11 protein-coding genes and 2 tRNA genes are annotated in these 14,142 nt (G+C 35.0%); 3 read left to right on the top strand and 10 right to left on the bottom strand.

Going from position 1 to position 14,142, the window contains the following annotated elements; genetic code table 11:
- Window positions 1–166 precede the first annotated feature (166 nt).
- The 10 genes from M0D21_RS14715 to M0D21_RS14665 form a co-directional block, all read right to left on the bottom strand.
- A tRNA-Pro gene (locus M0D21_RS14715) sits at window positions 167–241 on the bottom strand.
- Between the two features lie 168 nt (window positions 242–409).
- On the bottom strand, window positions 410–619 hold the full coding sequence (locus tag M0D21_RS14710) for a hypothetical protein (protein ID WP_248330831.1): 210 nt from the start codon (window positions 617–619) through the stop codon (window positions 410–412).
- Window positions 620–633: 14 nt separating this feature from the next.
- Window positions 634–786, bottom strand: coding sequence for a hypothetical protein (locus tag M0D21_RS14705; protein ID WP_248330829.1), 153 nt, complete (start codon window positions 784–786; stop codon window positions 634–636).
- 191 nt (window positions 787–977) lie between these two features.
- The gene (locus tag M0D21_RS14700) at window positions 978–1,160 is read right to left on the bottom strand and encodes a hypothetical protein (RefSeq protein ID WP_248330827.1); all 183 of its coding nucleotides are present in this window, start codon (window positions 1,158–1,160) and stop codon (window positions 978–980) included.
- Window positions 1,161–1,390: 230 nt separating this feature from the next.
- On the bottom strand, window positions 1,391–1,561 hold the full coding sequence (locus tag M0D21_RS14695) for a hypothetical protein (protein WP_248330825.1): 171 nt from the start codon (window positions 1,559–1,561) through the stop codon (window positions 1,391–1,393).
- Window positions 1,562–1,688: 127 nt separating this feature from the next.
- Window positions 1,689–2,711: a cytochrome d ubiquinol oxidase subunit II gene (locus tag M0D21_RS14690; RefSeq protein ID WP_248330823.1), complete on the bottom strand. Its 1,023-nt coding sequence runs from the start codon at window positions 2,709–2,711 to the stop codon at window positions 1,689–1,691.
- Window positions 2,712–2,718: 7 nt separating this feature from the next.
- Window positions 2,719–4,017, bottom strand: coding sequence for a cytochrome ubiquinol oxidase subunit I (locus M0D21_RS14685; RefSeq protein ID WP_248330821.1), 1,299 nt, complete (start codon window positions 4,015–4,017; stop codon window positions 2,719–2,721).
- A 178-nt stretch (window positions 4,018–4,195) separates the two neighbouring features.
- Window positions 4,196–7,333 (bottom strand): starch-binding protein, encoded by a 3,138-nt coding sequence (locus M0D21_RS14680; RefSeq protein WP_248330819.1) that lies wholly within the window; start codon window positions 7,331–7,333, stop codon window positions 4,196–4,198.
- Between the two features lie 481 nt (window positions 7,334–7,814).
- Window positions 7,815–9,317, bottom strand: coding sequence for a PKD domain-containing protein (locus M0D21_RS23075; RefSeq protein WP_317250368.1), 1,503 nt, complete (start codon window positions 9,315–9,317; stop codon window positions 7,815–7,817).
- A gap of 525 nt (window positions 9,318–9,842) precedes the next feature.
- Window positions 9,843–9,920: transfer RNA gene (locus M0D21_RS14665), tRNA-Pro, on the bottom strand.
- 188 nt (window positions 9,921–10,108) lie between these two features.
- On the opposite strand from M0D21_RS14665, the gene M0D21_RS14660 reads away from it, so the two are divergent.
- Genes M0D21_RS14660 through M0D21_RS14650 form a run of 3 tightly spaced genes read left to right on the top strand, consistent with a single transcriptional unit; the run spans window position 10,109 to window position 14,054 of the window.
- Window positions 10,109–12,403 carry a TonB-dependent receptor domain-containing protein gene (locus tag M0D21_RS14660; RefSeq protein WP_248330817.1) on the top strand — a complete coding sequence of 765 codons (2,295 nt, stop codon included), beginning with the start codon at window positions 10,109–10,111 and terminating at the stop codon, window positions 12,401–12,403.
- 45 nt (window positions 12,404–12,448) lie between these two features.
- The gene (locus M0D21_RS14655; protein ID WP_248330815.1) at window positions 12,449–13,567 is read left to right on the top strand and encodes a PQQ-dependent sugar dehydrogenase; all 1,119 of its coding nucleotides are present in this window, start codon (window positions 12,449–12,451) and stop codon (window positions 13,565–13,567) included.
- Between the two features lie 22 nt (window positions 13,568–13,589).
- The gene (locus M0D21_RS14650) at window positions 13,590–14,054 is read left to right on the top strand and encodes a c-type cytochrome (protein ID WP_248330813.1); all 465 of its coding nucleotides are present in this window, start codon (window positions 13,590–13,592) and stop codon (window positions 14,052–14,054) included.
- Window positions 14,055–14,142 lie beyond the last annotated feature (88 nt).

The raw sequence follows: 14,142 nt of genomic DNA, 5'->3' as shown, positions 1-14,142 counted from the left end.
AAATCTCAACTCAAACATGGTTAGCTTCAATCATATCATTTTGTCAAACAAATCTACTATTATATGTCCAATAACGGCTTAGAACAGAAAATTTACATTAAAAAATTGTTGATTGTTTTTGCTATAAAAATGTAAAAACCCCTGTATAAAAGGGGTTTAAAAGATGTCGGGTAGAGAGGATTCGAACCTCCGATCTCTGGTCCCCCAGACCAGCACTTTAACCGGACTAAGCTACTACCCGAAAATTGGATAGCAAATATAGCCTTTTATTCCAATTTCCGTATATGAATTATTAATATTTAAGAACACTAAAGGCGTACGCCGCAATCGTAAAAAAAACACGCTTTACCCGTTCGAAATTTATTTAAATTAAAAAGGCTATCAATATGCTGATAGCCTTTTTATAATATTATCTTAGTTCTATAAGATCTAAGCATATAAGTCTTGCTGTACATGCCTCCATATCTAGATGCCAGTTACATCCCGGAGGTGGTGGTGCCAATGGGAACATACATTCGTCATCTATTCCGATTCCGATAGGAATTCTTTTTGCTCCCCCTTTTATATCCTTTTGTTGCTCCCTGCTTATTGGAGTTCCTAGTTTTTTAAGATCTTTCATAATTATATGATATATTAATTATGGTAATCATCACTAGTCCCTGTCATGTTTCCTAACTTATCGATAGCATCCAATTGTCTTTGGATTTCAGCTAAAGCATTTGCCAAAGCTACACCGTCGATTCCACCATTAATTTCTCTTACTTCTGTACTCGTTAAATTTTTCATTTTTGATTGAATTAAATTAATTATTTATGTTCGATTTGTTTCGTATTGAAATCTGAGGTAAAACTAATCTTAGGATATCTCAAATTCTGAGATTTCAAAAAAAAGTATTTAAAAGCATACACCTTTTCAAAAAATAAAAGTCTTAAGCATAATAATCTTAAGACTTTTATTTTGGTGGTAAATATTTACTGTTATTGATTGATAACACTTGTCCCCTCTTCTATGGCAGCTATCGCACTTTTTACCTTGTGCTTAAGAATTACAAATCCCACCTCTACTGTGGTGATAAGCCCTGGAAAAATAATTCCTCCGTTTAATTGTTTTGTCTCTTCGGCACTAAGTTCCTGAAGATGAAAATTCTCGTTTGTTTTCATAAGATTTCTTTTTATAATTAATACTGATTTTTAGATTACCTAAAAGTAAAATCAAGAAATCTCATATTTAGAGATTGGTCTTAAAAACGATATATTGCTTTGTCAAAATTCTACCCTATAAAACATATAAAAGCCTTGAGAAGTAGATTATTTCTCAAGGCTTTTATACCATACATATTTTCATTTGACCAAACACATTATTCATTGCTTTGGTAAATCGTTGTACTGATCTATCGATCTGTCTCTTGCATCATTTCTATGGTAGTTTCAATATTGTGCTTAATAATAGCTACTTCAGTAATAATAGTAGCGATTAAACTTGGGAAAATAAATCCTCCATTTAATTGTTTAGTTTCTTCTGCACTTAATGTTTGCACGCCAAATTTTTGATTTGTTTTCATTTGATTTACTTTTTAAAATTAATATTAGTTTTTTAATACTATAAAAGTAAATTCAAGCAATCTCATATTAGGAGATTGCCTTTAAAAACCAAATTCAATACAGTATTTGGTAGCATAAAAAAAGAAATTAATCTCTTTCCAAAATCTTGATCATTTTAAACGATTTTAAAAGATGAAAAAGCCCTGGAAGAATAATTAACCCTCCTACAAGTAATGCTACTCCCAAAGATTGAATTACACTTTGTGGTGCTACACCTTCTAAGAGACTAACACTAGAGGTTTTGGTGATTAATATATTCGGAAAATGCGAGATAAGTGCTGCCAAAAGAATCAAAAACACCTGCAACCCAGCAAAAAAACGGCTCCATACTTTATTCCCTCTCTTTATGGTAATCCAAAGTGGAGCTAACAATAATGCTGATAGTATCACGGCGATTACCGAAAATGGATCCTGAATAAAACTCATTACAAATTCTTTACCGGTTGCATATCCATAAATAAATGTTACCAACCCAGTAATGAAAACCACAATTGTTGCTATAGCAGACTTTCTAATATAAATCTGTTCTTTTCCTGAGTCTGCCTCACCAATGAGTAACACTGAAGATAAAAATGCACATAGCGCTGCAAAAAAAAGACCTATTAGTAGACTAAAAACGTTTAACCACGGCTTAAGAAACGCTTCGTAAAAAGATAAATTGGTAACATCGTCTTCTATAATGATGTTTCCGCTAATTAGCCCTCCAAAAACCATCCCTAGAAATATCGGAGTTATAAAACTTGAAACCTTAAACATGGCATCATACAATTTTTGAGAATTGTCTATAATCGCATCATAATGTCTAAAAACAAAAGCCACACCACGAAGGGTAACTCCCAACAAGACAATGGTTATAGGAATATGAAGGTACACCACTAAAATATTATAATACCCAGGAAAAGCGATCCAAAGTATCACAATAAGGATAATAATCCAGATATGGTTAGCCTCCCAAACAGGCCCCATAACCCGGTATATTGTTTTTTTTGTGATTTTTTGATTCTCTTCAGATGAAAAAAGTTCTACAATACCTGCTCCATAATCGGCTCCTCCTAACAACACATAGAGGTACAAAGAAAAAATTAAGAAAAATAAAACAACGTATAACATAGATCGTTTACTTAGATTGGTTAAGTACTTTAATTTGTCGCAACATCAACCAGGTGACAGCTACTGATAGTGTGAGATACACTACAACATAGGTATAAAAACTAAAAACAATTCCCGGCATAGGCGTTACGGCATCTTTGGTTCTCATTATTTTATGTATGATCCAGGGTTGTCTTCCTACTTCGGTAACAATCCAACCGGCCTCTAATGCAATAAATCCCATAGGTGCCAGGATAGCAAACAATAACCAGTATTTATTATTCTCGAACCATTTTTTCTTTTTAAGCGACACAAAATACAACACCCCAGCAAGCAACAATACACTACCAATACCCACCATGATCTGAAACGCATAATGCACCATTGGTACGTTGGGTATTTCATCCTCAGGAAAATCATTTAATCCCTTAACTTCAGCATCTATATCTCCAAAAGCTAAAAAGGATAACATGCCCGGAAGTGCTATTTTATAGTTTACCTCTTGCGTATCTGGATTTACTATTCCTCCTATATATAAATCGGCTCCCTTTTCGGTATGATAATGAGCTTCCATAGCAGCCAATTTAACCGGTTGACGTTTCGCAATATCTTTTGCAGAAATATCACCACTTATAGGTTGTAAAATAGCTGCAACAGCTCCAAATGTTATAGCTATTTTAAACGCTTTAGTATGCAACGCTACTTTACGTTTTTTATACACCTGATATGCATGAATTCCTGCCACCGCAAATCCCGTAGCTGTAAAGGCGGCTAATGTCATGTGCAATGCTTGAGTAAACCATGCAGGATTTAACATTGCCTTAATAGGATCTATATTCAAAAATTCTCCATCGATATAATCGAAACCAGTTGGAGAGTTCATCCAGCCGTTTGCAGCCACGACCAAAATTCCTGAAGCTACTCCAGATAAACCAATAATGACTCCTGTAAACCAATGAAATCTCTCTGGCAATTTTCCCCATCCATATAAGTAAAAGCCTAAGGCTATCGCTTCAACAAAAAACGCCGCTCCTTCTAGGGAAAACGGCATTCCAATTATGGGACCTGCATGTTTCATAAATTCTGGCCATAACAGCCCCAATTCAAAAGACAGGGCAGTACCTGAGACCGCACCGGTGACAAAAAAAATCGCAACACCCTTCTGCCACGATTTCGTAAGTGTTAAATATATCTGATCACGGGTCTTTAACCATTTATAATGAGAGACCACCATAAAAAAGGGCATGACCATTCCAATACAAGCAAAAACAATGTGAAAAATAAGTGTAAATGCCATTTGGAGTCTTGCTGCATCAAGGTTTTCCATAGATAAAATTTAGAGAAGAAATTGTTTTCCAATTATGGACTATAAAGATACGACCTAAGCATCATTTTATGAACGAAGATGACATTTATTTTTCTTAAAAAACTATAATATTTTAATAAAAAAACCGGCTATGACTTTAAGCCATAACCGATTTTTATTTAACCAATTCTACAATATACTACTTAACAACTTTGATAACTTCTGTTAGTGCGCCAGAAGTAACTTTTATCATATAAATTCCTTTCGGAAGTGCATTTGTATTTAGGCTTACTGCATTACTCTTTAATCTACCTCCCGGAAGAAGGTTTATTCTTTTTCCGTGTAAATCATATATCTCAACAAAAATCTGATCATCGCTCTTATTTAACTTTCTGTTGAAAGATAAGATAAGTTGATCCTTAAAAGGATTTGGCTGAATATTGATAAGATGTTCTTTTTTCTTTAAAAAGGGTGTTCCTGGAGTAGGTTGTAATGTATCATCTGGACATTCGCTTGGGCAAGTATCAAACCATTGATTGTCGTACCACCCTTCTGTTGCTCTAAACAGATCATCACTTTGAGCTCCACCATTATCGTTAAAAACTATTCCTACCTCTACAGTTTCATCTATTGTAATAGAATACCATGGAGAACCTAATAATGATTTCATAGCTACTCCTGGCCAAGCTGGTGCTCCAGGAATGGGTGCATTCGCATTTTTATCATAGATATAAATAAAAGCAGAACTCCAAGCACCTGGTTTTTTGAAATATACTTCGAATCCTTGCTCTATAATATCTCCAGGACAATCACTTGGGCAAGTATCAAACCATTGATTGTCATACCATCCTTCTGTTGTTCTAAACAAATCATCACTTTGTGCACCTCCATTATCGTTAAACACTATACCCACTTCTACAGTTTCATCTACTGTATAGGTAAACCACGGTGTATCTTTAATCACACTCATTTGTACTCCTGGCCATGCCGGGAATCCCGGAATTGAGGCATTAGCATTTTTATCATACAAATACACAAATATGGTATTCCAATCGGCAGGTTTCTTAAAGTTAATATCGAATGCTGTAGTGGTGCCTCCTGGGCAATCTGAAGGACAATCATCAAACCATTGGTTATCATACCAACCTTCTACAGTTCTTGAGAGATCATCGGTTTGCGTTCCACCATTATCATTAAATACAATCCCAACAGGCACACTTTGATCAACATTGTACACAAACCAAGGAGAATTTCCTTCTTGACTCATCGCTACTCCTGGCCATGCAGGGAATCCTGGAAGAGCTTCGCCTGTATTTTGATCAAAAAGATATACAAAGGACGTTGACCAATCTGAAGGTTTTTTGAAATGTATATCGAAAGCGCTAATATCTCCAATACTATAATCTCTGGTCACTACAGAAGATTCATTCCCGTCTGAATCTATAGCAATTGCCTTAACAGTAGTCGTATCTTCTATCGTAAAAGAAGTACTATAAGGCATACTGGTTGAAGAAGGTGTAGTACCATCTGTAGTATAGAAAATAGTTACGGTGGCATCTGCAGTGGTTGAAGCTGTCATTTCCACATTTATCGCACCAGCATATGTCCCTGAAGCTGGAGTAATATTTAAACTTACAGCATCTGAAGTGTCGATCGGTTCACCTACTAATACTAGTCCAAAAGTAGTCCCAAAGGTTATGGTTCCATTGGTTACGGTAGCGGTAGTATCTGAAAAATAATCTTTCAATACAGTACCATCTTGCCATAATCCAAAAACATTAAGAGCTCCTGTAAAATCTCCATCGACTCCCTGAAAAACTAAAGTTTTATCACTATCGCCATTACGATTATATTCTCTTTTGAAAATATATGGTGAATCGCTTAATTTCTGGTGACTTCCGGCCCCTACAGAAGTATGATGCCTTCTGAAAGTTCCTAGTTTTTGCCAGTGAAATAACATAGCTTCATCTATAGAATCCCAATTCATATCGCCACGATACCCTGCATCAACATAGGTTTGCGAATCAAAAAATTGTCTTCCAGATTCATCGCCATAATAAATCTGAACACCCCCTGGGGACAATAGTAAAGTAGTACCTCCGTAGAACATATTCCCAGTATAGAACTCACTAAAATCATGAGATCTTAAATAACTGATCATGTTATACTCCCCTGGAGTATTAAATCCACCATCATTATCATTCAGTTTTGCAGCGAAAGAACTAAATATCTGTTCTTGACCTAAATCTGTATATGCTTCTTTTGGTGATCTAAAATTGATCATACTATTAAACTTACCTACGGTAAAATCGTCTGGTAATTGATCCCCAACGTTACCAATAATATTTACACCAGAATGTTCCCCCGTCATGTAAAAATCAAGATCATCTAGTTTCTTATTCGTATTATTTTGTTTCCACTCCTTTAAAGCTAATACAGCTTCATCCTTGAGTTCTGCCCAAGCGTCTACTCCTACATGTCTTTCGGTATCTACTCTAAACCCATCGATACCATACTCTCGAACCCAATCGGTTAACCATTTAATAAGATAATATCTTGGTGCTCTGGGTTTTCCTGTTCTGGTAAAATAAGCATCTAGCTCATCTAATTCCTGTTGTCTTCTACCTTCGGCATCCCACTTATCCAAAAGCCATTGTGGAAGATTAACAGCACTGAAGGATTCTGTACGAATATCTGGCAGCCCAAAAAGTGGCGTGGTTAAATCGTCACATGGTAATTCTCCATTATCTGCACCACATTGTAATCGTACCCAATCGCTCGGGTAATCTTCATCTACAAATTCTAATTGCCCATTTACCTCTTTATAAGTTCTATATCCCGAGTGATTCATCACAATATCGAGAAGTACTCTTATCCCATGATTATGGGCCTCATCTATAAATTCTTCAAATTGCTCGGCTGTTGTAAAGTTAGGATCAAAAGCAGTCCAATCATTGGTGTGATACCCATGATACGGATAATCTCTAAACGTAGGATCGTTGGCTGGTGGATTATTAAACCCATGTCTGTTTTCTACTACTGGGGTTACCCAGATTGCACTCACCCCCAGTTTATCAAAATAACCTTCACGAAGTTTTTGTGTTACACCTGGAATATCTCCCCCATGAAAATCTAATTCATTATTTCTACTATTTTGTTGACGGTCAAAATTAATGTCATTAGTAGTGTCTCCATTATTAAAACGGTCTGTAATTAGGAAATAGACGGTTACATTATCCCATGAAAAGGGTAAATTTCTTAAAGACTGTGCAGTACCAAAATTCGGGAACAATAAACATAAAAGTAACCCAAAATAGAGTAAGCGTTTTTTCATCATTTAGTTTTTAGTTTGTGTGATTGTTAATAAAAGCGTCTGGAAATCAATTATTAGTAAATTTCTCAAACGTTGTAATAAATATTTCTAAAAAAAAATCGCTTTTGGTAACATTGAAGGTTTCATTTTTTCGCGCAAACGATTGAGTGTTGATATTTTGTTTTACTTTATGTTAAAACCGTAATTTTTTACTAAAAAAAAGAGAAGTTTTTACAAAATTCCTCAATAAAAAATTCCACCGTTATTTTTGAAATTTTATAGAACATAAAATTTAGAGTTTGCTAATAAATATGGACAAAAATTTGAAATTCTTAAGTAGTAAAGAGTTCTTAGAAAATAAAATATAGCCAATATATCCTTAAAAAGTGGTGTATTTGTACAACCTAAATATTATTGTGAAGTATATACGGTTTTTATCTAACCAAATGAAGAAACCCGATGGCCAGAAACCATCGGGTTATTTATAAACTTAAAGATGTTTATATTAGAATCCTGGAGTAATAATATCGATATTATCAATAAACACCTCATTACTATTATCTATAGCTAGTGGTGCTCTTACATAAATGACAACCTCTGTTGTAGTTGGAATAAATGTAAATGTTGAAGTTGTAAATGTATTTGTTGTAGGATCTCCTTTGGAAGTGTTAAAATCCTCATCTCCAATAGTAAGAGAAGCATCTGCATTTCCTGCTAAATCTGTTTCGTCAACAACTTGAGAATTTAGAATATAAACTTCTGTATTGACACCTAATACTTCTGAACGAGTATCAATTGTCAAGGTATATTCTACCCCTACCTCTACCGTAACAACCTGATATAGACGACGACAAGCTTCATTCAATTTAAGACCTCTTGTTTTTACACCACTTTGGTATGTTCCATCGCTGGTAGAAGAAGGTTGTTCGCTATCATCACCACAATTTGTTTGCAGCCAGCTATCTAAATCCGAATTGTTCCAAATAGCGTTATATGGACTTGGAATTTCTGTCCCAGTATTGTCTATTACCGTACTATTTGGAGACATATCCCATGCATCTGCATTATCTCCTGTATTATTGGTAAATTCATCCATAGTGCCATTTAATACCACGGCTTTAAAAGTAGCTGTAACAACACCTGCTTCGACACTCACCGTTTGTGTAGCCACAGAGGTTGTTTCTCCCGAGATTTCATCGAAAGTTATGGTTAAAGTAACGGTATAATCTCCGTCTGCAGTATAGGTATATGTTGGACTCGCTTCTGTAGAAGTGCCGGATCCATCACCAAAATCCCATGAATATGCCGTAATATTACCATCATTCACTTCTGATGCATCAGTAAAAACTACCTCTAAATTTGTTTGAGCAAATGTAAAGCTTGCAGTTGGTGGAACGGGAACTGCAGCTACGGTTATATCTGAAGTAGTTACATTAGTGTCTCCTGTTGAACTGGTTACGGTTAGTGAAACGGTATAAGTCCCCGCAGCACTATACGTATATGTGGGGCTTGCCTCTGTAGAAGTACCACTACCATCACCAAAATCCCAAGCATAAGACGTTGCATTCACAGACTCATCCTTAAAAGTGACCATCAAGAAATCTTCTTCGCTTGTAAAAGATGCCGATGGGTTAATCATTTCTCTAGACACTACAATTTCGGATGTAATAGTTTCTTCTTGCCCACCATCTCCCTTAGATGTTAATGTAACGGTATAGGTTCCTTCAACTTCATAGGTGTAGGTTGGAGCAAACTCTGCAGATGTATCATCATCTGTACCCTCAACACCAAAATCCCATAAATAGGTTCTTGCATTTTTAGATGTGTTCGTGGTCGTAACTTCTAAAAACATAGAAGATGTGGTAAAATTAACCGAAAGTGGTGCGGCATCCCTCATATTTTGATCTGCGCTGAGTCCTTCTTCTTCATTATCACAAGAAGCAAAAAGAATACCCAACAGAATTATACAAAAAGACCATTGACCTAATTGTAAGAATTTGTGTTTCATGATTTGTTTTTTTAAAATTTTATTTCCTGGCTAACCAAATTGGTTAACTAGATTGGTCAACCAATTATACTGAGGTAAATATATATTTTTTTTGCCAAAAAACTGTTAATTCTCAAAAAAATCTCTAATTATTTTAACTAAATCTTAAAAAACAACAACATTCTTATCAAGGAACATAGGCCTTTGTGCACTGTTTAAAGTATGGAGATGATGTTAAACTAAGATATCCTGATGCCTAACTTGCACTTGAGGGAAACATACAAAACTAGTGCTAAACCTATATAAAAATGGGATGTGGGATGTAGATATGAAATTCAAGAATAATAACAATTTCTTATTTTGTGAAAAGAAAAACCACCTGTTCCTGGATCAAGGATAAAGTAATGATGTGCAAAAAAGTATGTTCTTCATACCATATACACTTTCATTTTCTTATTTATATTTTCAATTAATTTCAAACTCTAAAATTTTGTTTTAAAGTGGTACCAAATAAAAAATCCAACCACTTTCGTGATTGGATTTTGTTGGTCGGGGTGGCAGGATTCGAACCTGCGACCTCCTGCTCCCAAAGCAGGCGCGATGACCGGGCTACGCTACACCCCGAAAAAAAGAAAAATTACTTCCTTTTTGCGGGCGCAAATATACATAATACAATTTGTTTTATCCTAAAAAAACTATCTAAAAATGTTTCATCTCTATAAAACCTAAGAATTTCACAAAAAACGTTAACAGAATCATGATTTTTAAACCCGTTTGTATTGGGTTTACGATATTTGAGTAAAAATCAAATTTTGAGAAAAACACTTTTATTATTAAGCTTTATCCTAAGTTTTCAATTGTATTCACAACATTCTGTAAAAGGAATTATCATTAACACCACTACTAACCTTCCTATTGAAAATGTTACAATATCTGACACAAAAAATAACACAACCACTTACAGTGATGCAGACGGTAAGTTTACTATTGAATCCTCTGGGCAATTAAACTTTTCGAAAGACGGGTATGCCGAAATAGATATGATTATCGATAAAAAAAACTATAATACAGATAATCTTTTAACCATTACATTGACTCCCATTACCGATTTGGTAGAAGTGCTGATAGAAGATTATTCAAGACCTCATAGATATCTGGAGGAAACTAAATCTGTATCCTATATCTCAACAAATGACATTAACAAAGCAAATGCTGTAGAATTACATCCTATTTTAAACCGGATACCCGGCGTATTTATGCAAAATGGAACGTTAAATACTAATAGAATCACGATACGTGGAATTGGAGCCAGAAATCTTTTTGGCACCGCAAATATAAAAGCGTATTTCGGAGAAATTCCGTTAACTGATGGTAATGGAGAATCATCTATTGAAGATTTAGAACTAGCTTCTCTATCCCATATCGAAATTGAAAAAGGTCCCCTATCCAGTAGTTTTGGTGTAAGCCTCGGTGGAACTATTATATTGCAACCCGAGTATAATTTTAGTAAAAGTACTACCGCTCACCTATCTTCTACTTTTGGCAGTTACGGATTGAGAAGACTTCTGGCAAAGACTTCAGTAGGGAAAGAAAACGCGTCACTAAACATTATTTTTAGTAATACATCTTCTGATGGGTATAGGGACAACAATGAATACAACAGAAATACAGTTACTTTAACCTCAAGTATAGATTTTGGAGACAAAGACAATATTTCAATTTTTGGAAGTTATATTGATTTAGAGGCTGGAATCCCTAGCTCTTTAGATCTGGAAGACTTTAATAACTCCCCAAGACAAGCTGCATTTACCTGGGGACGATCTCAAGCTTTTGAAGATGTAAATTATGCTATTGCAGGGATTACCTGGAAACACAAGTTCAATACAAATACCTCGTTACATAATAGTGTTTTTGGTTCTCTTAGAAATAATGATGAACCAAGACCCTTTAATATCTTAAATGAAGAATCATCTACCATTGGTATCCGTTCCAAAATTTTAGGTACGACCAAGTTAGTCAAAATGCCACTTTCATGGCTAGTCGGGGCAGAATTATATTATGACAACTACAATGGAGAAACCTTTGAAAACCTCTATGAGGATTTTCCCGTTGGCACAGGAAGCGTACAAGGGGATCAATTGTCAGATTTAAATGAAAAGAGATACTATTACAATCTTTTTGCTGAAGGAAATTATAAGATCAACGAAAAACTATATGTAGATCTTGGTTTTAATCTTAATCAAACATTTTTTGATATCGAGGATAAATTTCTTTCTGATGGCGAAGACAGTTCTGGTGATTTTGAATTCGATCCTATTTTTTCTCCCAAAATTGGTGCAAATTATAGCATTAACCCCTCTGTTACAGTTTATGGAAATATAGCTCATGGTTTCTCTACACCAACAACTTCGGAAACCCTACTCCCAGACGGTCTATTTAACCCAGATATTAAACCTGAAATAGGCTGGAATTATGAATTAGGGACCAGATTTAGCACGTTTAATGATTTATTATATGGCTCGGTTTCTGTCTATACCTTAAGAGTAAAAGATCTCTTGGTTTCGAGACGAACTATAGATGATAACTTTTTTGCTATTAATGCAGGGAAAACAACACATAATGGTCTTGAATTCGACCTCAACTTTGATATCATCAAAAAGAAAACAAGAGTAGTAAAAGCATTTTTTAACACCTCGATATATGATCATGAATTTGATGAATTTATAGATCTTGACAACGACTTTTCTGGTAATGATCTCACCGGTGTTCCTTCTCATGTAATTAATCTAGGTGTAGATGTATCAGTAAATAAAGGTTTTTTTGGTAACCTTAACTTTCAACACGTTGGAGAAATTCCCGCTAATGATGCCAACACTGCATTTGGAGAAGCTTACGAATTATTACACGCTAAAATTGGATACAAAAATCAAATTGGTAATCATTTAGTTTTCGATATAACCTTTGGTGCCAATAACATTTTAGACATCGATTATGCTTCTCAATTACAAATAAATGCCCGCGGTTTTGGAGGAAATGCACCTAGGTATTTTTATCCTGGTTTACCATTTAATGTATACGGTGGGATTAACATAAATTATAGATTATAAAGTAATTTTCTTTGTATTTTTCCGAGGTAGAATAAAAATTTACACATGAAATTATCTTCCTTTATAATTCTCTTGGGTATAGTTTTTTCGGCTTGTGCACAAGAGACCAAAGAAAATGACATCCAGATTCAACCCGATCCTAAAAATTATGATACAGAAATCGTAGTCCCCGATTTACAAATTCCCTGGGGAATGACATGGCTTCCTGATCAAAGTATGCTCATTACAGAAAAAAGTGGTCAGCTCATTCATTTCAAGGACGGAAAAAAGAATTTAATTGGTAATGTCCCCGAAGTTTATAATCGAAACCAAGGAGGATTGCTTGATATAGAATTACACCCAGAGTACACAAAAAATGGTTGGATTTATATTACATATTCTTCAAAAGAAGGTTCTGAAAAGGGAGGAAATACAGCACTCATAAGAGCCAAATTAAAAGATAATCAACTGGTCGATATTCAAAAATTATATAAAGGAACTCCTAATACAACCCGAGGGCATCATTTTGGGTCTCGAATAGAATTTGACAACCAAGGGTATCTATATTTCTGTATTGGAGATCGAGGTAATCGAGATGTTAACCCTCAAGACATTACAAAAGATGGAGGGAAAATCTATCGTTTAAATGATGACGGTAGTATTCCTGATGATAACCCTTTTGTATCTCAAAAAGGCGCAAAAAAAGCTATTTATTCCTATGGACATAGAAACCCTCAAGGCATGGCAATTCATCCTGATGGTACGATCTGGGTTCATGAACACGGTCCAAGAGGTGGTGATGAGATCAATCCCATCAAAAAAGGAGTGAATTATGGCTGGCCAGTGATCACATATGGGATAAATTATAGCGGTACATCAATTACCGATATCACCCAAAAAGAGGGAATGGAACAACCACTATATTATTGGGTCCCATCAATAGCACCGAGCGGAATGGATTTTGTCACCAGTAGTAAATATCCCGATTGGAAAAATGACCTGCTTGTAGGATCTCTCAAATTTCAATATCTGGAACTATTAGAACTCACTAATAATGAGGTAACAGGTCGAAAAAAATTACTCGATGGCTTTGGACGAGTAAGAAACGTAAGACAAGGGCCAGATGGTTTTATCTATGTTGCTGTTGAAAATAAAGGAATTGTAAAAATAATTCCGAAAAATTAAATAACTTCTAATCCTATCTTCAATGAAAAAAAACAAAAAGAATCTTTTACTACTAGAAGTTATTGTATTCATTATTACCGTTTCTATAGTGGCGCAACCCAGTGTTTCTAATAACGACTATGTCATCTTACAAGATGATGATATACAGGAAAAAGAGTTAACCGAAAGTATCGCCCGTGGAAAAGAAGTTTACTCAGATTTTTGCATGCAATGTCATCTCCCTGACGGAAAAGGAACCGCAAAAGTATTTCCGCCTCTCGCAGGTTCAGATTGGCTGGTTAATAAACGTAAAGAAAGCATACACTCTATAAAATATGGATTGAATGGCCCCATAGAAGTAAATGGAGAAAGCTACAATAGTGCTATGACTTCTTTAGGACTAGAAGATGAAGAAATAATGGACGTAATGAATTATATCATGAATAGTTGGGGGAATACACAGAAAAAAATGGTTACTCTAGAAGAAGTACAATCGATTAAACAATAGTCATTTATATTTTTTGTATTTTTGATATAACAATTTTAACATTTATTACGTTATCATTTAAGCGATTACACATTCCCAAAGGTGTAAT

Source organism: Aquimarina acroporae, assembly GCF_023195925.1.
Lineage (GTDB): Bacteria > Bacteroidota > Bacteroidia > Flavobacteriales > Flavobacteriaceae > Aquimarina > Aquimarina acroporae.
The sequence above is the reverse complement of the archived record's forward strand: the minus strand, read 5'-3'. Positions and strand labels throughout refer to the sequence as shown.